The sequence below is a fragment of the Bacteroidota bacterium genome (assembly GCA_039821555.1).
In the GTDB taxonomy this organism is placed as follows: Bacteria; Bacteroidota; Rhodothermia; order Rhodothermales; family Rubricoccaceae; genus JBCBEX01.
Genome location: JBCBNX010000001.1, coordinates 128,254 through 149,145, shown reverse-complemented (window position 1 = coordinate 149,145; position 20,892 = coordinate 128,254). Strand labels below are relative to the sequence as shown.

Here is a 20,892-nt window from a genome sequence, read left to right as displayed (position 1 = left end):
GCGACCCTCGCGCAGGGCCGAGCCGGACCCTGCTGGTGTAAACCGGCACGACAGGCCTCTGAAACGACAGGCCCATCTCCCGACCGCCCCGTGTGGCGTGTCGCTTAAAAACCGAGTTCGAGCACGCGCTGAAGGTGCTCGCGGTAGGTTCGGCTCATGTTCAACGTCGTGCCGTCGCGCAGAACCACCGTGTAGTCGCCGTGGGAGGCCGGGACTAGAGACTGCACGCGGTCGAGGTGGACCACCGTCGAGCGATGGATGCGGAGGAAGCGCCGCGGGTCGAGCCGGGAGGCCACACGCGTGAGCGAGGTGCGGATCAGATGTCGAGTTCCCCCGGCATGCACCGTCACGTAGTTGCCGCTGGCCTCGATCCAGTCCACGTCGGCGACCCGCACCAGGTCGACTCGGTCGGCGAGGCGCACGGCGAGGTGGTCGAGGTAGGGCTCCTGGGGGCGTACCGCGTCGAGCAAGGACGCTAGGGCCGCCTGGGTGTGCGCCTTGGCCTCGCCACTCGGCGAGCGCCCTCGGTGTTGCGCCTTGGCATGAGCGAGGGTCGAAGCGAACCGAGCCCGATCGTACGGCTTCAGCAGGTAGCCCGCGGCGTGGTGCTCAAACGCCTGGATGGCGTAGGCGTCGTAGGCCGTCGCGAAGACGACAACTGGCTCAGGACCCGGCGGGCGTCGCCGGAGCACGTCGAAGCCTGACAGTTCGGGCATCTGAATGTCGAGGACGAGCAGGTCGACGCGATGCTGTTCCAACACGTCGAGCGCCTCGAAGCCGTCGGCGCAGGTCGCCACGACTTCGATGTCGGGGTCCTCGGCCAGCCATCGTGCCAACTTCCGCAACGCAGGCGGCTCGTCGTCTACGGCCACGGTTCGGAGGCGACTTGTCGCGGAATACGCAGCGCTACCCATCGGCCGCGACCACGTCTGCGGTGACTGCCGTGTCTTTGACGGAGCGGTATGGAAAGCGGAGCCGCGCCACCACGCCTCCCTCAGCGGGCGCGAGCACGACTGAGGGCGCTACCTGAGCGGAGCCAGCGAACGCGGCCTCCAGGCGTGCCCGCGTGTTGGCAAGCCCGAGTCCCACCTCCCTTCGCTTCGAGGCGTCGGCCAGCCCTCCAGGAGGCGCCGAGTTGTACACCTCGATCGTGACCGCTGCATCGTCCCTTCGTCCTCGCACCTCAACGGTGGCCGGGCCGGCATGCCGCGCCACGCCATGCTGCACGGCGTTCTCGACGAGCGGTTGCAACAGCAGGTAGGGCACCGCCGCGTCCTCCACCACCGGATCGACATCGAAGTCCACGGTCAGGCGCGTCTCGAAGCGGTCCTGGACGATGCCGAGGTACTGCCTGCAAAAGGCGAGGTCGTCGCGCAATGGCACCACGGGCCGGTCTACTTGGTCGAGCGTGCGCCGAAGAAAACCGCCGAGCCGGCTGAGCATCCGATCCGCCGCCGCCGGGTCTTCGTGCAGGGTCGCCGAGATCGTGTTGAGCGCGTTGAAGAGGAAGTGCGGGTGCAGTTGCCGCGCGAGTACGTCGAGGCGGGCCTCAGCGAGTTGGGCGCGTAGGGCCGCCGACTGCCGCTCCTCGTTGCGGAGCCGACGCAGGTAGCCCTGGGTGAGCCCGACGCCGATCAGCAGGACGTAGACGAGGAAGCCGAACGGGATCCAAAAGCTCACGAGAATCTCCGAGCGTTCCGCGATGCGCGCGCCCAGCGTCTCGCCGAGGGGCATTCCTCCCGCCTCCACTAGCACGTACGCCGCTGCGTAGAGCCCGGCACCCAGAGCGTAGGCAGCGGCTCCCACGAGCAGGCCGAGCGGCAGGTGCAGGGCCCACTGCCACGACGGGCGGCGAAAAGCGTTGACGGATCGATGGGCCAGCCAGACGATCACAGGCGTGAGCATCGCCCATCCATTCCAGTAGGTCACCTCGGGCAGCACGAGATCGACAGCCAGCACGAACGACATGTCTGTCTGCGTCGAGCCGATCCACAGCCCACCCCACACCAGCGACAACGCCGTGAACAGAAGGGGCAGACGAGGCCAGTAACTACCCAGAAATGAGGAGAGCATAGACGTACGATTACGGAGCGCGGTAGGATACTGCCGTTGCTGATCCCTCGCGTCCAGGTCGTCCCGTATTGCCCTGCAGCTACACTGGGTGCTCATCCCGAGCCGAACAGATCCAACTGACCCCGTTGCCTGTCACCAGAGTCAGGGGGCATCGCAGCCCCCTGGACTGTGCGCCCGCCGTGCTTCCAGCTATCGCGGCGCTCGCGCTCAACGGCCTCGTCGAAAAACGGACGCGGAGTGTAGCCGTCTTCGAGCTTCTGCGCAAGGCGCGTGAGGTGGCGGGGTGCCTCCGCCCTATCCGTCTGCCCCAGCTTGGCACGTTCCACTGCGCCGCGCGCTGCGGTCGGCGGGCCTCATGCCCTGCTGGATCACCGTCCACTCCTCGTCGGCGATGGCGATGAATCCGTGGATGTAGAGTTGGAAGCCGTCCTGCGCCGCGGTGCTGTCCGCCTTGGCGCTGAGCATACTCGCGCGGGCGAGCGCGTCGCCGTCAAGGCCCGTCCGGTCGCCGTAGCAGACGAGTTCGTGCGGAGTCTGGAGCGAGCGCTTGCCCTTGCCGCCGCACACAATCAAGCCGAGGTCGTCCGCGCGCGGATTGAGTGCGGTCTTAAGCGCGCGAAGCACGGCGGTTGTCACGCCCGACGAGTTCCAGTCCATCCCGATGACCGCGGCAAAGCTCTGGAGCCAGAACGGATCGGAGAGCCGCTTCAGAAAGCCCTGCGTCCCATAGTCGGCAACGATCGTTTCGGTGACGTGCAGGCTCAGCTTCGTCATCCGCCGGAAGAGCCACGGCGGAATGCCCCCACCCTTGAGAGCGAGGTCGGCGGTCCCGGAACGTTGAGACGTGATGTTGGCCATCGGTGCGGTTACCGGGCGCATTCGCGCTGCCACGCCTTCCAGGCGAGCAGAAGCCGCACGACGCGCGACCGCTCGGGCCGCCACGCCTCGGCCATGTCCCTCATCCGCCGTTTCTGGCCGTTGCCCGGCTCGATGCCGTAGAGCGTGCCCATGATCTGCTTGAGGTGGTAGTCATCCGCGGGAAAAATGTCGGGGCGCTCCAGCGTGTAGAGCAGCACCATGTCGATGGTCCAGATGCCGACGCCGCGAATCTTTTTCAGCATGTTGCGGACCTCGGCATCGGACAACGCGGCCCAGTCGATGGCATCGCCGTCACGGATGAATGTGACGGTGGCTGCTAGCGCATCGCGCTTCTGGCGAGACAACCGCACGTCGGCGAGTCCGTCCTTTTCGAACACGCCGAACGTGTCGGGGGTGACACGGTCGAGGGCGCGGGCGAAGACGTGCTTTGTGCTTCGGTAGTGGATCTGCTGCTCGACGAGGCAGCTCACGAGGTCGTGGAAGACATCGCCTGTGCTCTCGTGCGGCAGGTGCGGCACAGTCTGTTCGAAGCGGGCGACGACGGGATCCGGCACGGTGCTAGGTAGCAGGCGTCCAACGACGCAGCCGGAGCGCGTTCGCGAGGACGAAGACGCTTGACAGCCCCATCGCAGCCGCCGCGAAGACGGGAGAGAGCAACGTCCCGGTGAGTGGATAGAGCACGCCCGCCGCAACGGGGATCAGGACGACGTTGTAGGCAAACGCCCAGAACAGGTTTTGCCGGATCGTGCGCAGCGTGGCCGTAGCGAGTCCAAGTGATCGGGTCAGTCCACGGAGATCATCGCCCATCAGCACCAGGTCCGCCGCCTCGATGGCGATGTCGGTGCCCGTCCCGATGGCAACGCCCACGTCGGCTTGCGCGAGCGCGGGCGCGTCGTTGATGCCGTCGCCCACGAAGGCGACACGGCGCGCCCCATGTTGCAATGCTTGCACGGCCTCAGCTTTGTCGGCGGGCAGCACCTCAGCCCGCACGTCGTCGATGCCAAGTCGGGCCGCGATCGCGTGCGCCGTAGTCGCGGTGTCGCCCGTGACCATCGCCACGCGCAACCCGAGGCCACGAAGCGACGCGATGGCGGCGGGCGTGGTCGGCTTGACTGGATCAGCCACCGCGAGGATGGCGGCGAGGTGCCCGTCGATGGCGGCGTAGAGCGGCGTCTTGCCCTCGGCGGCGAGGCGTTCGGCGACGGCCGCGAACGCATCCACGTCGAGTCCCTGCTGGGCCATGAAGCGGTCGGCCCCCACGACAATCGCTTGCCCTTCGATCGCACCGGCTACACCGAAGCCAGGCGTTGCCGTGAACCCGGAAACATCCGGAGCGTCCAGACCGCGCTCCTCGGCGGCCCGCATGAGCGCGGCAGCGATGGGGTGCTCGGACCGTGCTTCGACCGCCGCCACGAGACGCAGCACCTCGTCGTCCTCGAAGCCGGAGGCTGTTACCACGTCGGTGAGCGTGGGCCGCCCCTCCGTGAGCGTCCCCGTTTTGTCGAGCGCGACGACCTCGACCTCGGTGAGCGTCTGCAAGGCCTCGCCGCGACGGAACAGCACGCCGAGTTGGGCGGCTTTGCCCGTGCCGACCATCACGGCCGTTGGCGTCGCGAGCCCCATCGCGCAGGGGCACGCGATAATGAGCACTGACACAGCCGCCACGAGCGCATACGTCAGCGCGGGGTCAGGTCCGACGGCGAGCCATACGGCGAACGTCGACGCAGCGATGATGAGCACGATGGGGACGAACACGGCCACGACGCGATCCGCGAGCGCCTGGACGGCGGGCTTCGAGCCCTGCGCCGCCTCGACCATGCGGATGATCTGCTGCAAGACGGTGTTGGCTCCTACTTGTGTCGCGCGGAGCGTGAAGCTCCCGGCCTGGTTGACCGTTCCGCCCACAACTAGGTCACCCTCCCCTTTCTCGACGGGTACGGGCTCGCCTGTCAGCATCGCCTCGTCCACAAATGAGCGGCCCTCAACCACCGTCCCGTCCACAGGGACACGCTCCCCAGGTCGTACCTGCACGCGGTCGCCAACGACGACCTCGGCGATTAGCGTTTCCACATACTGCCCGCTTCGTTCGACTCGTGCGGTGTCGGGCTGAAGACGCAGCAGCGCGCGGATCGCCTCGGAGGTGCGGCCTTTGGCGAGGGCTTCGAGGTACTTCCCGACTAGGATCAGCGTGATGACCGTCGCCGACGCCTCGTAGTAGACGTGGTTGGCGCCCGGCGGCAGAATCGACGGGAGGAACGTGGCGACGACGGAGTAGCCGTACGCCGCGCTCGTGCCCAGCGCCACGAGCGTGTTCATGTCCGGCGCGCCGTGGCGGACGGCGGCCCAGCCGGTGCGGTAGAAGCGCAGCCCCGGCCCGAACTGCACGACGCTGGCGAGCGCGAAGAACACGAACCGCCAGGTCTGCATCGGGAGCAGCGCCATCAGCGCCTCGTGGACGGGTGGCACGAGCATCGCCCCCATGTCGAGGAGCACGATGGGTAGCGTGAAGCCCGCCGCGATCCAGAGGCGACGCTGAAGCGAGCGGCGTTCCTGCGCCCGCGCTTTTTGCTCGGCGTCATCTCGTGCTGGGACCACGTCGCTCACGGCCTCAGCGACCGAGATCACGTCGTAGCCCGCGTCCCGGACGACCTGGTCGAGGTCGAGGCGGGCGACCTCGGCGGGGCGAAAGCGTACCGTCGCGCGCTCCGTGGCGAGGTTGACCGTCGCCTCCACGACGCCCGGCACCTTGCCCAAGGCGCGCTCGACACGGCCAGAGCACGCAGCGCAGGTCATCCCCTGCACCGAGAGCGTGGCGGTCGCCGTGCCTGCATTCGGAGCTGTGACGCTCGTTGCATCGCTCTCCGTGACTGGCGACTTTGGTAGGGCGACAGGACGCATCGTGCTAGACTGGACCTGCGCTACTGCTTGACGGCATAGCCCTCCTCCTCGATCAGCGCCGCGAGTTCGGGCAAACTCGTTTTCGCCGGGTCGAAGTGGATGGTCGCCGAGCCAATCTCGACCGACTCGATCTCGACGCCGTCGCGCCCCGTGAGCGCGGACTCAACGGCACGGACGCAGTGGGCACAGCTCATGCCATCGATGTGGAGGGTCTGGACGTGCTTGGCGTTCATCGTGCCGAGGGGTAAGCGGAAGATGGCGTAGGTACCGAGACTGAACCGCTGCGACGCTGTCAGGGTCCATGCACATTCGGCTGGGCAGACTGTCGCGCATACGTTCCTGCGCGGGAGGTTGATTGGTCGTGGCGAGGCCTGGCTTCCTCTTCGCTGTGAGGGTCGTTCGCTGCGGCTGTGAAGCTTTCGGGCACCCCCCAACCGTGTGTCGTCTTTGGGGATATTGCGCCAACTCGCTGCCGCGGCACCACAGCCGCACCCTACCCTCCGCACCCCTCCCATGCGCTCGACGGGCACGTACCGCAAGCTCTTTCAGGTGCTCACGCCGAGTGAGCGCCGCCGTGTCTACCTCCTGGTTCCAGCCATTATCGGGATGGCGCTGCTGCAGGTGGCCGGCATCGGCTCCGTAGCCCCGTTTCTCCAGGTCGTCGCCGACCCCAGTTCGGTCGAGACGAATGTGTGGCTCGCGCGGGTCTACACCTACTTCGGCTTCGCGACCACGGAGGGCTTCCTGATGGCGCTCGGCTGCGTGACGCTCACGCTGCTGGTGCTCGGCAACGTGTTCAACACGCTCGTCGCGTGGGCGATGGCGCGGTTCACACAGATGCGTCGTCACTCGCTCTCGATGCGGCTGCTGAAGTCATACCTCTACCGCCCCTACCTCTATTACCTCCGCACCAACTCGGCCGAGCTTGGCAAGAACCTCCTCTACGAGGTCAACGAGATCGTCAACGGCATCCTCCAGCCGTGCATGGTGCTCGTCGCCCGTGGCGTGGTGAGCGTGTTCATCTTCATCCTGCTCATCGCGGTGGACCCGCTGCTCTCGGTGGGGGCGTTCGTGGTATTTGGCGGGGCCTACAGCCTGATTTACCTCTCGGTCAAGCGCAAGCTGCTTCGCACAGGCAAAGAGCGCGTGGCGGCCAACGGGCAGCGCTTCAAGATCGCGAGCGAGGCGTTCATGGCCGTCAAGGACGTGAAGCTGCTCCATTTGGAGGAGCCGTTCCTCGACCGGTTCTCGAAGCCGTCGCGCACGTTCGCCGAGCGGCTCGTCACCCAGAACGTGATCGCCAAGATCCCGCAGTACGCGATGGAAACGCTTGCTTTCGGCGGCATCCTGCTGATCGTACTCTACTACATCGCGCTCGAAAAGAACGTCGCGGAGATCATCCCGCTGCTCGGCGTCTACGCCTACGCCATCCTCCGGCTCAAGCCGAACCTCCAAGAGGTCTACATCTCGATGGCGAAGATCTCCTTCAACGACGCCGCGCTCGCCCGCATCTACGACGACCTGAAGGGCCAGGGCGACGCGATCAACAACCAGCGCCGCCGCCGCAAGGAGGTCGTCCGCGACAACGCCGTCCCGTTTGAGGGCGCCGTCGCGTTGCGCGGCGTGACATTCGGCTACCCCGAGAGCGCGCCACTCTTCCGCGATCTGTCGCTCACGATCCGCAAGGGCGAGTCAGTCGGCTTCGTCGGCCCGACGGGCTCGGGCAAGACGACGGTCGTGGACCTGCTCCTCGGGCTGCTCCGCCCACAGGACGGCGCGCTCGTCGTGGACGGGCAGACCGTCACCGACGACCTCCTCCCCGCCTGGCAGAAGCACTGCGGCTATGTCCCCCAGAACATCGTCCTCATCGACGACACGGTGGCCTCCAACATTGCCTTTGGCGAGGCCGAAGTCGACATGGACGCCGTCATCCGCGCGGCTAAAGCGGCCAACATCCACGACTTCATCAAGGACGGCCTCGAAGAGGGGTACGAGACGGTGGTCGGGGAGCGCGGCATCCGGCTCTCGGGCGGCCAGCGGCAGCGCATCGGCATCGCACGGGCGCTCTACCACAACCCACAGGTGCTCGTGTTCGACGAGGCGACCTCAGCGCTCGACAACGAGACGGAGCGCGCCGTCATGCACGCCATCGAGGCGCTGCGCGGCGAGCGGACGCTCATCACCATCGCCCACCGCCTGAGCACGGTTCAGTCCTGCGACCAGCTCTTCTTCCTCGAAAAGGGCACGCTCACCGCCTCCGGCACCTTCGACGAACTCGTCGCCGCGAACGAGCAGTTCGAGCGCATGGCACTGGCGAATGCATAGAAGCAGCGAACGCCGAAGGCCGAACGTCGAGCCTCTAGTTCCGCCTTCCCACTTCGACCCTCACACTTCGAAATGCCCCCTCTGAAGCAGACGTTGAAGTACCGCGCCGCGATCTTCCGCGAGCGTCACCTCCAGCCGTTCGTCTTCATCCACATCAACAAGACGGGCGGCAGCAGCGTCGAGAAGGCGCTTGGCGCGCGGTTCGAGCACAAGACGGCGCAGGAGAAGATCACGATGCTCGGGCGCGGCGTGTGGGACCGGAAGTTCACGTTCTGCATCGTGCGCAACCCGTGGGACCGCGCGGTGTCGCTGTTCCACTACCGCAAGATGACCGACCAGACGGGCCTCGCGGACACGGAAACAGGCTTCCAGACGTGGCTCTGGCAGACACTCCAGGACCAGGACCCGGCGTTTTACGACAAGCCTCGGATGTTCATGCCCCAGCACGACTGGATCGCGGACGGCGACGGCAAGCTCCTCGTCGACTACATGATGCGGTTCGAGAACCTGCACCAGAGCTTCGAGGAGGTCGCCCGACGACTCGGCAAGGACGTGCAGCTCCCCCACCTCAAGAAGTCGAAGCGCCGCGACTACCGCACCTACTACGACGACTCGAGCATCGACCTCGTCGCCGACTTCTATGCGGTGGACCTGGAAGCCTTCGGCTATACCTTTGAGGGCGTGACGGAAGCTAGCGCCACGAACGCATAGAGCCCCCTTATGTGTCATCCTGAACTTGATTCAGGATCTCTGACGACTGCAGTTTGACTAAGCATCGCTGAGATGCTGAACCAAGTTCAGCATGACAAGGGTGGTAGCTCCCCGCTTCGACGAGTAGACGTGCCGGATGCTTCCTTGACGAGTTCCGTCCCTATTCAAGTGTGTAGACGTCTGGGCGGCGGTCGCCGAAGAGGTGGTTGGTCGCCGTGAGTTGGCGCTCACGGGAGGCGTGCGGGTCGAACTTGGCGGTGAGCACCGTCGTCTCCTCGCGCCCGGCGCTGGCGATGGGATGGCCTTCGGGCGAGCAGATCACGCTCTGGCCGATGAACGTCAGCGTTTCGTCGCCAACCGACTCGGTCCCTGTCCGGTTGGCTGTGATCGTGACGACGTGGTTTTCGAGCGCGCGGATCGGCATCGAGCGCGGGCAATCCTTGCGCACGAGATTCGACGGGTGCGCGATCACATCGGCACCTTGCAAGGCAAGCGAGCGGGCGGCTTCGGGGAAGTACCAGTCGAAACAGATCATCACGCCAAGTCGATACGGCATGCCGTCGCGCGTGGTCGCGTCGAAGACACGGAAGCCGAGGTCGCCGGGGGCCGCCCAGTCCTTCTCGCGGTAGAAGAGGTGCACCTTGCGATACGTCTCCGTCGAGCCGTTGGGGCGCACGACAACGGCGGAGTTGTACCGCTTACCATCGTCGCCCAATTCGGGCAGCCCTGCCACGAACGTCGCACCCGTCGCAGCGGCCCATGTTTGCAAACGCTCCGTCGTCGGACCGTCTGGGATCGGCTCCGAAACGCTAGCTGAATCCTCGAGCGAGCGGAAGAAATAGCCCGTCGCGAACAACTCCGGCAGCACAACGAGGTCCGCGTCGACGCCGTCTAGCAGCGCCTCGACGCGGTCGAGGTTGCCCGCCACGTCGAGGTAGGCGGGGCCGAACTGGAGCAGCGCAGCGATCATCCGTCGGCCTGCAAGGCGGTGATGCAGACGACGTTGACGATGTCCTCGGCGTCGGCACCGCGCGAGAGGTCGTTGGCAGGCTGTGAGAGGCCAGCGAGGATCGGCCCGATGGCCTCGGCGCCCGACGTACGCTGGACGGCCTTGTAGGTGATATTGCCCGCCGCGAGGTTCGGGAAGACAAACACGTTGGCGTCGCCTTGGAGCGGCGAGTTCGGCGCTTTGCGGGCGGCCACGCTCGGGACGTAGGCGCTGTCGAACTGGAACTCGCCGTCGATTGTCCAGTCGGGGCGGCGCTCCCGGGCAAGTTTCACGGCGCCGCGCACGCGGTCCACGTCGGGGTGCTCCGCCGAGCCGATGGTCGAGAACGAGAGGAAGGCAATGCGCGGCGTCTCGCCCGTGAGCTGCTGGTGCGCGCGCCCCGCATCAAGGCCAATGGAAGCGAGTTGCTCGGCCTCCGGCTCGACGTTCACGGCACAATCGGCGAACGTGCAGACGCGCCCGTCGGGCATCACCATCAGGAAGAAGCTCGATACCAGCGCAGAGGCCTCGCCGACGCCGATCATGCGAATCGCCGCACGGATCACGTCGGGACTAGGGTGCGCCGCGCCGGAGACGGAGCCATCGACGAGGTCGTGTCGGACCATCAGCGCGCCGAACACGAGTTCGTCGGCGACGGCGGCACGAGCCTCGTCCTCGGTCGCGCCTTTGCGCTTGCGGAGGTCGTAGTAGGTCTGCGCGAACGCGTCGCGGTGCTCCGAGGCTGCGGGGTGAATGAGCGGAACGTGATCCGGGATCGTGACGCCCTCCTGCTTGGCGAGCGGCAGCACCACGTCGGGGTTGCCCAGGAGCACCGGCTGCGCGAGTCCCTCGTCGACGATCCACTTCATCGCATGGAGCGTGCGAGCATCCTCACCTTCGGGCAGGACGATGCGTTTGTTGAGAGCTTTGGCTTTCGCTTGAATCTGGTCAATCATATCAATCGATAGACGTATCGAAACCATGCGTATTGCGTGTTACGTGTTGCGTGTGTTCTTACTCAACACGTAACACGCAATACGTAACACGCAACAACGTGACAGCGCAGCGCTAGAGGCTAGCTAGCACACCCTGGATCGCCTCAAAGTCAGGCTGCACACCGGCGTTGGCCGTGATCTCGGCGTAGCGGATCGTGCCGTCCTGCGCGATCACGAAGGCCGAGCGCTTCGAGACGCGGTCGAGGTTCATCGACGTGAAGTCGTTGTCATACTTCGAGTCGTAGAGCGCCGACACCTCGGCGTTGTGGTCGGTGAGGAGCGGAAACGTCAGGCTGTTCGCCTTCTTGAACTCCTGCAGCACGAACGGCGAGTCGGTCGAGATGCCAAAGACCTGAGCGTTCGCGTCGGTGTAGGTCGCGAGGTCGTTGTTGACCGTGTTGAGTTCGGTGGTGCAGACGCTCGTGAAGGCACCCGGGAAGAAGAGCAGCAGCACGTTGCCGTTCTTCAGCGCGTCGGAGAGGGTGACGGCCTCCATGCCATCGGAGTAGAGCGTGAAGTCGGGGGCGGCGTCGCCAACAGAGAGGGCCATGGGGAGAGACGAAAAAGGAAAGGGAGACGGAGAAAGGAAGTGATAAGCGATTCGATATCTGGAGTCGCCCCCAATCGAACATCACCCATCAAAATTTATCATCGCTACCCGCCGAAGCGGATCGTGCGGATGGGCTCGACGCGGGCCGCGGCGCGCGCGGGCAGATAGGCGGCCAGCACGCACAGCACGAGCGCCAGCGTCGTCACTATGACGAAGTCGAGCGCGCGAAGTTCGACGGGCGCTGTGTCCAGATAGTAGGCGTCCTGTGGCAACGGAATCACGCCGAAGCGCTGCTGGACGAGCCCGAGCACCAGCGCGAGGCCTGCACCGAATCCAGCCCCGGCTCCACCGATGAGCAGCCCGAGCCAGAGGAACAGGCGACGCACCCGCTTGCGGCTCGCCCCCATGCCAAGGAGGATGCCGATCTCGCGGCTCTTTTCGAGGAGCAGCATGAGGAGCGCGCCGATGATGTTGAACGCGCCGATGAGCACGAGCGTCCCGATGACGAGCGGGATGATGCTCTGCTGGAGGTCGACCCACGCGAAGAGGTTCGGGTAGAGGTCGTAGACCGAGCGCACGCTGTAGGGCACGCCGAGGTCGAGCGAGAGGGTGCGGGCGTACGACTGCGCGAGGTCGGCGTCGCGGAGACGGACGTCGAAGCGCGTCACTTCGTCGTCGGCGAGGCGGAAGAGGCGGCGGGCGGCGTCGAGGTCGGTGTAGGCGAACAGCTCGTCGAATTCGGCGAGGCCCGTCTCGTAGATGCCCGCGACGTAGAACTGGCGAACGGCGGGCCGGGCGGCGAGACCCGCTGCAATACTCCCGACGGGTGGCTGGCTAAGGCTACGTGTCGAAAACGCGGTCAGCGGCTGGCCAACCTCCGCGCCGAGGAGCGCCGCGAGCTTGCTGCCGATGACCACGCCGGGCCGCCCCGCGCTGTCGGGCGCGAACGAAAAGCCTCCGGCGTCGTCGAGTAGGCGCTCTTGCAAAAACGGCTGCCCGTCCTCAGGCATACCGAGCAGCTGCACTCCGTCGATGTCGTTCGACGACCGCAAGAGCGCGAAGTCCGCCACGATGGGCACGGCCGACGCGACCTCGTCGCGGGCCGCCAGCGCTGTCTGGAGCGAGTCGGCGCGGTCGAGCGGACGGCTCAGGTAGGTCGTCACCTGGATGTCGGCCCCCACCCCGATGATCTTCGCGCGGATCTCGCGGCTGAAGCCGTTCACGATCATGAGCGCGAGCAGCAATGCCGCCACGCCAACAGCCACGCCCCCCACCGCGATGCCGGTCACGAAGCGCAGGAAGCCGCGCCCGCCCGCTCCCTCGGAGGTCGGGTCCCACAGGTAGCGCGCGGCGACGGTGCGTTCGAAAGACAAGTCGGTCGAAGGTCGAAGGTCGAAGGTCGAAGGTGGAAAAGGTGCGGCGCTTTGTTAGACAGATCAAGCCCGTCACCAATTCTCTCCGGTTCTCCCTCTCCCCGGTCCCCCTCAGCCTCCGCGCCCCCGCCGCTCCTACTATCTTTCGGCTCCCCCAATCCAGCCGCACCTCCGATGAACAACACCTTTTCGCGTCCGCCAGCTCCGACCAACGAACCAGTCCGCAGCTATGCGCCTGGAACGCCGGAGCGGGCCTCGCTCCAGAGCGCCGTACTGGCGATGCGCGATGAGCACCTCGAAGCTGGGCCTATCGTAGGTGGTGAGCACCGGACGACAGGGCGCCTTGGCGAGATGCGGCCCCCGCACGAGCACCAGCGCGTCATCGGCACGTTCCACAAGGCGCGCCCCGGCGATGTCACCGACGCCATCGAAGCGGCCCTCGACGCGCGGCACGACTGGATGCGCATGGCCTGGACCGACCGCGCCGCCATCTTCTTGAAGGCCGCTGAACTGATCGCCGGGCCCTATCGCAACACGATCAACGCGGCCACGATGCTCGGGCAGAGCAAAAACGCGATGCAGGCCGAGATCGACAGCGCGTGCGAGTTCATCGACTTCCTGCGGTTCAACGTCCACTTCATGACGCAGGTCTACGCCGACCAGCCCGTGAGCGGCCCCGGCCTCTGGAACCGCGTGGAGTACCGCCCGCTCGAAGGCTTCGTCTTCGCCGTGACGCCGTTCAACTTCACCGCCATTGCGGGCAACCTCCCGACGGCCCCGGCGCTGATGGGCAACGTAGCGCTCTGGAAGCCTGCGCCCACGCAGATGCGCGCCGCGACCGTCATTATGGACGTGCTCGAAGCGGCAGGCCTTCCCCCCGGCGTCATCAACTTTCTTCCCGGCGACGGCGCCGACGTGGGCGACCCGGTCCTCGCCTCGGAGCATCTCGCCGGGCTTCACTTTACGGGCTCGACGGGCACGTTCCAGCACCTCTGGAAGACGATCGGCAACCAGATCGGGCACTACCGCACCTACCCGCGCATCGTCGGCGAGACGGGCGGCAAGGACTTCATCGTCGCCCACGCGTCGGCGAACCCGGCAACCGTAGCGACGGCCATCGTGCGGGGCGCGTTCGAGTACCAGGGCCAGAAGTGCTCCGCGGCCTCGCGCTGCTACATCGACGCGGCGATCTGGCCTGCCGTTGAGGAGCACCTCCTCGCGCAACTCGCCGAGATCAAAGTCGGGCCGACGCACGACTTCACGAACTTCGTCAACGCGGTCATCGACCGGAAGGCGTTTGACAAGATCACGGGCTACATCGACCGCGCGAAGGCCACCGACGGCGTGTCCATCCCGGCTGGTGGCACCTACGACGACAGCGAGGGCTACTACATCGACCCGACGGTCCTCGTCGTGGACGACCCGATGTACGAGACGATGCGCGAGGAACTCTTCGGCCCCGTCGTCACGATCTACGTCACGCCGGACGGCCAGCCGTTCGCGGAGACGCTTGATCTCGTCAACCGGACGTCGCCGTACGCGCTCACGGGAGCCGTCTTCGCGCGCGAACGCGCACTCCTCGCCCAGGCCACCGACGCGCTGGCGGACAACGCGGGCAACTTCTACCTCAACGACAAGCCGACGGGCGCGGTCGTGGGCCAGCAGCCCTTCGGCGGCGCACGCGCCTCGGGGACGAACGACAAGGCGGGGTCCTACGTGAACCTCCTCCGCTGGGTCAGCTTCCGCACGCTGAAGGAGAACTTCAACCCGCCGACGCACTTCGCCTACCCATTCCACCAGGCGGACTGAGGGTAGGCCGTGAGCGACCCGGTTCTGCTCGGCCACCCTCCACCATAGTCATCCCCGCGCATGCGGTGACCCACGAGATCAGATCAACAGGGAGCCTGACCCGATGGCACCCAACCGGCTCGATCTCGCAGCTTTCTATTTCTGGCGCGCAGCTTCGCGGCTCTCCGAGCCACCGCGTCAACCGTGTGGGTCCCCGCGTTCGCGGGGATGACTGCAGAGTGGATTTGATTCTCCAGCCCGAAGCTCTATGGGAAGAGGTTTTCTGGACGTAGCGGGTCCAACAGCCCTGGCGGTGGCTTCCCCAGCGTCGCAATCAAGATGCGCGACCTCGTCGGTTCGACAGGATCGTACAGCACATCCACACGGGAGCCGATCCAGGAGCGGCAGGCGTTGTACCGTTTACGCTCGCTCCGAAGTGTGTGCACGCGTCCATCGACTTCTACGTCGAAGTCAGCAACGAGAACGCGACTCCAGTGACGCCCCACGCGCCTCAGCTCACAATCCACGACCAGGCCCGTTGCGACCACGCCTCGTTCATTCAAGATCCGAACATCTTCGCTGTCCGTAATGATACCTAGGCCGATGATCCAGCAAAGCCCGGCTAGTATCAGGACTCCAAGCAAACCGACGGCCCATTGAAGCGACTTCGGCCATGTCCCAATCTGTAGGTTCTGAATGAAGCGGTAGCGTGAGGGTAGCCACCCATCGGAGTTTCGGTCCTTGAGGAGTCGCATGGCGGTAGGTATGCACTTCGATTTACTCCGCTATCACCTCGTCCATCAGGAGCCATGTCGTCGCATCGATCTCGACCTCTGCATCGTCAGGGAGCGCGAGGAAGCCCTCGCCACCGGGCATCAAGACGCGCTGGGCTTCGCCGTTGACGGTGACTTCGACGGGCACCTCGAACGTCATGCCCTCGGGGAGCGGGCCGTCGGGGAGCACCCAGCGGAGAGCGAGTCCTCGGTCACGGGCGCGACTCACGCGCTGCGTCTGGAGGCGCGGCAGCCCGGCGCGGCGCAGGTAGACTTCCACGAAGCCGTCGAGGTCGAGGCCGCTCACCTCCTCGGCGATGCGGAGGAACTCGTCGGTGTCGGAGAAGCGGCACTGGCTGCCGTCGGTGACGAGCTCCATCGCAGGGTCGGGGTAGGCCATGCGGCGCAGGATGTGGTGGAAGACCTCGTCGTCGCCATCGGTGCCGCGCGTGAGCCAGCGGAGCGTGTGCATGATCCACGCGCCCTTGTAGTAGATGTCGCCGTCGGATTGGCCGTCTTCGGCGAAGTACATCTGCTTCGTCGTCCGGCTCTCGCGCGGCGCGACGGGGCGGCGGTTGTTGATGAGGCGGCGTTGCTGGAGGAGGTAGCGCCGGTAGCCGTCGAGGCCACCGTGGCGCTCGGCGGTGAGCGCCTGCGCATAGGTGCCGATGCCCTCGTGGATCCAGAAGTCGTTCCAGTCACGCGCGGTGACGAGGTTGCCCCACCACTCGTGCGCGAGTTCGTGGTTGTGCAGCCAGTCGAAGCCGAAGGCGTTGGGCTCGAACGTAGAGCCGTAGGAAATCATCGTCTGGTGCTCCATGCCGAGGTAGGGCGTGTGCCCGATACCGTACTTGTCGGCGCGGAACGGGTACGGGCCAAACAGTTCTTCGAAGGCGCGGAGGTCGTCTTTGAAGTAAGGCAGCAGCGCCTCGGCCTCTTCGGCGCGTTCGGGGAGCACGTAGAACGTGACTGGGATAGTCTCACCCGTCACGCTCGTGTAGGTGTCCGAGAGCACGCGGAACGGCGCGACGTAGGCCGTCACGGTGTAGTTGTTGATCGGCGTAGAGACGAACCAGTCGAACGTGCGCGTGGCCGGGCCGGCTTGCGGGTTCCCCTCGGCTTCGGTCTCGGTCGTTTGCCGCAGCTGCCCGTTCGAGGCGGCGATGAGGCCCTCGGGCACAGTGAGCGCGATGCGCATCGAGTCGGGCTCGTCCGAGGGGTGGTCTTTCGTCGGCCACCATAGGTCTGCGCCCTCGCCCTGGCATGAGACGGCCACCCAGGGCTGCCCGCCCACGGTCCTCGCCCAGGTGAACCCACCCTGCCACGGGGGGCGCTCGGCGACGTGCGGCTGGCCGCCGTACACGACCTCGACGACCAGCGAATCGCCGGCGACGAGGGTGCGTCCGAGGTGCAGCAGCAGGTGTCCGGCATCGCGCTGGATGCCGAGTGCGACGGGGCCCGTCGCCACGAAGTCGGCGCTGTGATCGAACGCCGCGCGCACCGCTAGCTTCGTGTCGAGGTCAAGGACCAGCACATCTACCGAGTCGCGGACGGCGGCGTGCACGGTCAACGTCCCTTCGATGGCTTCGGCCTCGGGGTCGATGGCGAGATCGAGGTCGTAGTAGTGGACATCGTAGGCCGACTGGCGCGGGTCAAGCAGGCCACCCGACGTGTTGCGCGGGTTGCTTTGCGCCGCAAGCGAGGCCGAGGCCGCCACGGCAAGGGTGATGAGCAGGCTGAAACGAGCAAACACGGGCAACGAAGTAGCAGCGAACAATCCCCGAAGGTACATCGTCGTCCTTCGCCCACTTTTGCGGCCCGGTAGCTAGGCGACCGCCGAATTGGTAGCCGACGTGCTAGACGTAGGGAGCCAAAGCGAGAACGTCGAGCCGTGCCCGAGGCCTTCGCTCTCGGCCCAGACGCGGCCGCCGTGCACCTCGGCGATGCCGCGCGCGACCGTCAAGCCGAGGCCGAGACCGCCGTGCGTACGGGTAAGCGCCTGCTCGACCTGGTAGTATTCCCGGAAGACCGCTTCCAATTGCTCGTCGGCCAGCCCACAGCCCGTGTCGGTGACCTGGAAGAGCACACCACCGTCCGCGGCAACGGCCCGCAGGCTCACCGAGCCGCCGTCGGGCGTAAACGTGACGGCGTTGGTGACCAGGTGTTGCAGTGCGCGCTCCAGCTTTTCCGGCTCCGCGTAGACGTGCAGGTCGGCATCAGGTGGCTCGACGGTGACCGTCTGCTCTTTCATGGCTGCGTGAGGCTCCACCGAGGCTCGGGCTTTCCGCAGCATGCGGCTTGCTCGGACGAACCGCATCGACGGCAGCGTCCGACCAATCCGCAGCTCGTTGAGTTCGCCCATCACGTCGACGACTTGCCCCATACGCTCGGCCGACTCGACGATGACGGCCGCGTGGGTGCGTGTCGTCTCGTCCTCGGCGTCGTCGCGCAGGATCGAGGCGAAGCCGCGGATCGTGGCGAGCGGCGTCCGCAGCTCGTGCGAGGTGAGCGTGACGAAGTTGCTCTTCATCGCCTCGATCTGTGCCAGGCGGTCGTAGGCGTCGCGCAGGGCGGTGCGCTGGCGGACGTTGCGGATGGTGACGGCGGTCTGGTCGGCTAGGAGCGCCAGCAGGTGCTCGTCGCGCCGGTCGAAGTCACGGGGCCCGCCGTCGGCCGCGCGCTTGTTGAGCGCTTCGAGTACGCCCACGACCTGCCCTTCGATGTGCATCGGCACGCCCAGGAGCGACTGCGTCTGGAAGTTGACCTTCTTGCCAACGTCGCCGTAATGGCGCTCGTCGTCCTGCGCACGAGCCGTGTTGACGACGCGCCCCTCGCGGAAGATGGCTCCCGCGATGCTCCCGAAGAGCGGCACCGGGATCTCTGCGAGCGTAGCTGCATCCGAACCGGTCGCGGCCACGAAGCGCAGACGGTCGGTCGCGTCGTCGTAAAGCAGTAGCGAGGCAGCGTCGCACTCCAACAGGTCCGCCGCCGTCTCGATGATCGAGGTCAGGAGGGCCTGGGGGTCCCCGACCGCATTGAGTTGAGAAACGATGTCGAGCAGCTGTCGGAGGTCAGAGACAGAGAGCAGGCCTTCGGCGTGCTCAGCGGTAGCTTCCCCTGCGGCTTCTCCTGCTGCTGAAGCATCGCCTTCTACTACCCCAACAGCGCCTGCCTCCTCTTCTAAGGCAACGTCATCGAAGCTGAATGGCATGAAATCGTGGGTAGACATAGTCCCGGTGGTTCGGTGCAGGAGTTAGTAGCCGGCTGCTGTGGGCAGACACGCGGTGGCGACGGCAACGCGACGGAGGACCGTGCGGAACGGACCGTCGAGGTGAACCCAGCGGTAGCCCGGCAGCTGGTCGTCGAGGCCGAAGTCAAAGGTGCCGGGGGCAAACTGGAAACACGTCGCCGGAGTGGCCATCACGCGGACGGCGCGTCCGCTCGGGCCCGAGCGCGTCACGTCTAGTTGTTGGTGCACGTGTCCGCAGAGCACCGCTTCGACGTGTGGGTGGCGGTCGAGGACGCGCCAGAACGCGGCGGCGTCGTGCAGTCCGATGGCGTCGAGCCAGGCGGCGCCGACGGCAACGGGCGGATGGTGCAGCGTGACGAGGGTCCGGCGTCCGGGCGCGGCCCGTAGCGCTGCGTCGAGCCGCTGCAGGTCGCAGGCCGAGAGGCCACCGTGATCACCGTCGCGTACGCTCGAGTCCACCGTCACAATGCGCCAGGCATCGCGCTGGTTTGCCCCGCCTCGGCCCAGGTCCAGGGTGCCACCACGCATCCAAGGGAACGGAGCGAACGCGGCGGCCATGGCCTCGGCGTGGTCGTGATTGCCGGGGAGCCAGAGGCACGGACATCCCAGCGGGCGCAGCCGCAGGGCAAGGCGCGCGTAGGCTTTCGGCGACCCGTCCTGCGCGAGATCGCCGCTCAACATGACGGCGTCGGGGCGGCGCTCGGCGAGCGCAGCGGCGAGCACCGTCTCAAACGACGCCTCGGTCTCCCACCCCATCAAGGTGCGACGCGGATCAGCGAACAGGTGCAGATCGGTAAGGTGAAGTACGATCAAGGGGACACAGGGCTGCCCTCCGTCGCGGAAGGCGCGGAGTGGACCCCGTCCTCAGACAAAAACAGGGCCAAGCCGCGCGGCCTGCCCCTGCCGTGCCCGTGGCGCATGGCTTGGCCCGCTGCGCGAGCGTCACTGGGGGATATACACGCCCTTGCGCGTCGTGCCTGCCGGCAGACCGTGGCGCCAGATCGAATTGAGCGCGTTTCGTACAAGCTGCTCCCGCACCTCGGCGGGCGACGCGCCCGGGTTCTCCCAGAGGTACGTCAGGGCCGCGCCCGACACCGACGGAGTGGCCTGCGAGGTGCCATCGATCTCAGCGAACTGCCCCTGTGCTACGGACGAGAGCACGTCCACGCCCACCGCTACGATGTCGATGCGGTCGCCGTAGTTCGAGAAGGGCGCGTACATCCCGAAGCCCATCGCTGCACCGACCGTGATCGCGTCTTCGACATGCGCGGGCGAATAGAAGCGGGCGTCCGAGCCCGTATTGCCCGCCGCAATCACGACGGTCACGCCCAGATTGATCGCGTGCTGCACCGCCTCGTCCAGGGCGTTGTAGTCCTCGGTGCCCACGTCCGCACCGACGCTCATGTTGAGCACGACCGGCTTGTCGGGATTGCTCGTCTTGAACGCGATCACGTGCTCCACGGCCGTCACGAGGTCTGACATGAGCGCGAAGCCCTCCGGGCCGATCACGTCGAGCGAGTGGATGCGCGCTCCGGGAGCGACACCGACGATGCCGAAGTCGTTGTCCTTCGCCGCGGCGATGCCCGCGATGTGGGTCCCGTGCGTGGGGTCGAACGTCGTCGCGCCCTCGTGGATGCGGATCGCCTCGACGATGTTTAAGTCGGGGTTGTCTTCGATGGCCGTGTCGATGATGAACAGGTCGACGTCCACGCTGCCGCGGCCGTTGCCAGCCTTCGCCGGGCCCTTGTGGGCGTTCGCTGTGTAGACCTGCCACGGCGTAACCTGACCGCTGGACTCGCTGAGGTCGACCAGGGCCTCCTCGAAGTCGAACACGAGCGGCACGTCGGGCTCGATGAACTTGACGTAGGGCGTGCCCTGGAGCACATTGATGAGCGCATTCACATCGTCGGCTGACACGACGATGGCAGCACCTTCGAATCCATCGCGGTAGTATTTGCGACCGCGCACAGCCAGGGTGCCGAAGACCTGATCGAGCTCGGCCTCGGCTTGGTCCACGTTGGTCCCGTCTTCGAACGTGACCATGACACCGACGGAGTCCTGCTCGGCGCTGGAGAACGCGCGCAACACGGGGCTCGTGCCGGACGCATCGGTGCGATCGAGCAGGTCCCAGTGGCGCAGTTTCGACGTGGACGCGAGCGCTTCAGTTTGGGGTTCGATGCTTGCCATGTCGCAGCCGACCGCGACAAGCAGACCACCGATGAGGAACAGACGTACTGCGTGTAGGGGGCGCATATCTGTGGTGTGGTAGTAGGGGGATTGCGGAGCAAC

The 20,892-nt window shown here is 66.2% G+C and carries 16 protein-coding genes and 1 pseudogene; 3 read left to right on the top strand and 14 right to left on the bottom strand.

Annotated features, from left to right (window positions below; all coding sequences use genetic code 11):
* Window positions 1–104: 104 nt before the first annotated feature.
* The 6 genes and pseudogenes from AAFU51_00610 to AAFU51_00585 all read right to left on the bottom strand — a co-directional run bounded on the left by AAFU51_00610 (window position 105) and on the right by AAFU51_00585 (window position 6,083).
* On the bottom strand, window positions 105–872 hold the full coding sequence (locus AAFU51_00610; protein MEO1569746.1) for a LytTR family DNA-binding domain-containing protein: 768 nt from the start codon (window positions 870–872) through the stop codon (window positions 105–107).
* A gap of 34 nt (window positions 873–906) precedes the next feature.
* Window positions 907–2,073, bottom strand: coding sequence for a histidine kinase (locus AAFU51_00605; GenBank protein MEO1569745.1), 1,167 nt, complete (start codon window positions 2,071–2,073; stop codon window positions 907–909).
* 354 nt (window positions 2,074–2,427) lie between these two features.
* Window positions 2,428–2,931: pseudogene (locus AAFU51_00600) on the bottom strand (DUF763 domain-containing protein).
* 8 nt (window positions 2,932–2,939) lie between these two features.
* Window positions 2,940–3,506 (bottom strand): hypothetical protein, encoded by a 567-nt coding sequence (locus tag AAFU51_00595; GenBank protein MEO1569744.1) that lies wholly within the window; start codon window positions 3,504–3,506, stop codon window positions 2,940–2,942.
* Window positions 3,507–3,510: 4 nt separating this feature from the next.
* Window positions 3,511–5,850, bottom strand: a complete 2,340-nt coding sequence (locus tag AAFU51_00590; GenBank protein MEO1569743.1) for a heavy metal translocating P-type ATPase — start codon at window positions 5,848–5,850, stop codon at window positions 3,511–3,513.
* A gap of 20 nt (window positions 5,851–5,870) precedes the next feature.
* Window positions 5,871–6,083, bottom strand: coding sequence for a cation transporter (locus tag AAFU51_00585; GenBank protein ID MEO1569742.1), 213 nt, complete (start codon window positions 6,081–6,083; stop codon window positions 5,871–5,873).
* Window positions 6,084–6,363: 280 nt separating this feature from the next.
* On the opposite strand from AAFU51_00585, the gene AAFU51_00580 reads away from it, so the two are divergent.
* Complete coding sequence (locus tag AAFU51_00580) at window positions 6,364–8,175, top strand: ABC transporter ATP-binding protein (GenBank protein MEO1569741.1); 1,812 nt, start codon at window positions 6,364–6,366, stop codon at window positions 8,173–8,175.
* 72 nt (window positions 8,176–8,247) lie between these two features.
* Window positions 8,248–8,886, top strand: a complete 639-nt coding sequence (locus AAFU51_00575; GenBank protein MEO1569740.1) for a sulfotransferase family 2 domain-containing protein — start codon at window positions 8,248–8,250, stop codon at window positions 8,884–8,886.
* A gap of 160 nt (window positions 8,887–9,046) precedes the next feature.
* Here the strand turns inward: AAFU51_00575 and AAFU51_00570 are convergent, their stop codons facing one another.
* The 4 genes from AAFU51_00570 to AAFU51_00555 all read right to left on the bottom strand — a co-directional run bounded on the left by AAFU51_00570 (window position 9,047) and on the right by AAFU51_00555 (window position 12,792).
* Window positions 9,047–9,856 (bottom strand): nitrilase-related carbon-nitrogen hydrolase, encoded by an 810-nt coding sequence (locus AAFU51_00570; GenBank protein MEO1569739.1) that lies wholly within the window; start codon window positions 9,854–9,856, stop codon window positions 9,047–9,049.
* Window positions 9,853–10,830, bottom strand: a complete 978-nt coding sequence (pta, locus tag AAFU51_00565; GenBank protein ID MEO1569738.1) for a phosphate acetyltransferase — start codon at window positions 10,828–10,830, stop codon at window positions 9,853–9,855. The genes AAFU51_00570 and pta overlap by 4 nt, the downstream gene beginning before the upstream one ends.
* A gap of 112 nt (window positions 10,831–10,942) precedes the next feature.
* Entirely contained in the window at window positions 10,943–11,419 is a 477-nt protein-coding gene (locus AAFU51_00560) for a redoxin domain-containing protein (GenBank protein ID MEO1569737.1), read from the bottom strand.
* Between the two features lie 104 nt (window positions 11,420–11,523).
* Window positions 11,524–12,792: an ABC transporter permease gene (locus AAFU51_00555; protein ID MEO1569736.1), complete on the bottom strand. Its 1,269-nt coding sequence runs from the start codon at window positions 12,790–12,792 to the stop codon at window positions 11,524–11,526.
* Window positions 12,793–12,966: 174 nt separating this feature from the next.
* Between AAFU51_00555 and pruA the strand changes: the two genes are divergently transcribed.
* Window positions 12,967–14,601: an L-glutamate gamma-semialdehyde dehydrogenase gene (pruA, locus tag AAFU51_00550; GenBank protein MEO1569735.1), complete on the top strand. Its 1,635-nt coding sequence runs from the start codon at window positions 12,967–12,969 to the stop codon at window positions 14,599–14,601.
* A gap of 756 nt (window positions 14,602–15,357) precedes the next feature.
* Here pruA and AAFU51_00545 read toward each other — a convergent pair.
* The 4 genes from AAFU51_00545 to AAFU51_00530 all read right to left on the bottom strand — a co-directional run bounded on the left by AAFU51_00545 (window position 15,358) and on the right by AAFU51_00530 (window position 20,856).
* The gene (locus AAFU51_00545) at window positions 15,358–17,106 is read right to left on the bottom strand and encodes a M1 family metallopeptidase (GenBank protein MEO1569734.1); all 1,749 of its coding nucleotides are present in this window, start codon (window positions 17,104–17,106) and stop codon (window positions 15,358–15,360) included.
* A 72-nt stretch (window positions 17,107–17,178) separates the two neighbouring features.
* Window positions 17,179–18,582 (bottom strand): ATP-binding protein, encoded by a 1,404-nt coding sequence (locus AAFU51_00540; protein ID MEO1569733.1) that lies wholly within the window; start codon window positions 18,580–18,582, stop codon window positions 17,179–17,181.
* A gap of 24 nt (window positions 18,583–18,606) precedes the next feature.
* Window positions 18,607–19,416: a metallophosphoesterase gene (locus AAFU51_00535; GenBank protein MEO1569732.1), complete on the bottom strand. Its 810-nt coding sequence runs from the start codon at window positions 19,414–19,416 to the stop codon at window positions 18,607–18,609.
* Between the two features lie 129 nt (window positions 19,417–19,545).
* Window positions 19,546–20,856, bottom strand: coding sequence for a S8 family serine peptidase (locus AAFU51_00530; protein ID MEO1569731.1), 1,311 nt, complete (start codon window positions 20,854–20,856; stop codon window positions 19,546–19,548).
* Between the last annotated feature and the right edge of the window lie 36 nt (window positions 20,857–20,892).

Coding starts and splice junctions, on each gene's coding strand:
- AAFU51_00540 (MEO1569733.1), bottom strand. CDS start 18,582: ATGTCTACCCACGATTTCATGCCATTCAGCTTCGATGACGTTGCCTTA.
- AAFU51_00570 (MEO1569739.1), bottom strand. CDS start 9,856: ATGATCGCTGCGCTGCTCCAGTTCGGCCCCGCCTACCTCGACGTGGCG.
- AAFU51_00605 (MEO1569745.1), bottom strand. CDS start 2,073: ATGCTCTCCTCATTTCTGGGTAGTTACTGGCCTCGTCTGCCCCTTCTG.
- AAFU51_00575 (MEO1569740.1), top strand. CDS start 8,248: ATGCCCCCTCTGAAGCAGACGTTGAAGTACCGCGCCGCGATCTTCCGC.
- AAFU51_00560 (MEO1569737.1), bottom strand. CDS start 11,419: ATGGCCCTCTCTGTTGGCGACGCCGCCCCCGACTTCACGCTCTACTCC.
- AAFU51_00585 (MEO1569742.1), bottom strand. CDS start 6,083: ATGAACGCCAAGCACGTCCAGACCCTCCACATCGATGGCATGAGCTGT.
- pruA (MEO1569735.1), top strand. CDS start 12,967: ATGAACAACACCTTTTCGCGTCCGCCAGCTCCGACCAACGAACCAGTC.
- AAFU51_00580 (MEO1569741.1), top strand. CDS start 6,364: ATGCGCTCGACGGGCACGTACCGCAAGCTCTTTCAGGTGCTCACGCCG.
- AAFU51_00530 (MEO1569731.1), bottom strand. CDS start 20,856: ATGCGCCCCCTACACGCAGTACGTCTGTTCCTCATCGGTGGTCTGCTT.
- pta (MEO1569738.1), bottom strand. CDS start 10,830: ATGATTGACCAGATTCAAGCGAAAGCCAAAGCTCTCAACAAACGCATC.
- AAFU51_00590 (MEO1569743.1), bottom strand. CDS start 5,850: ATGCGTCCTGTCGCCCTACCAAAGTCGCCAGTCACGGAGAGCGATGCA.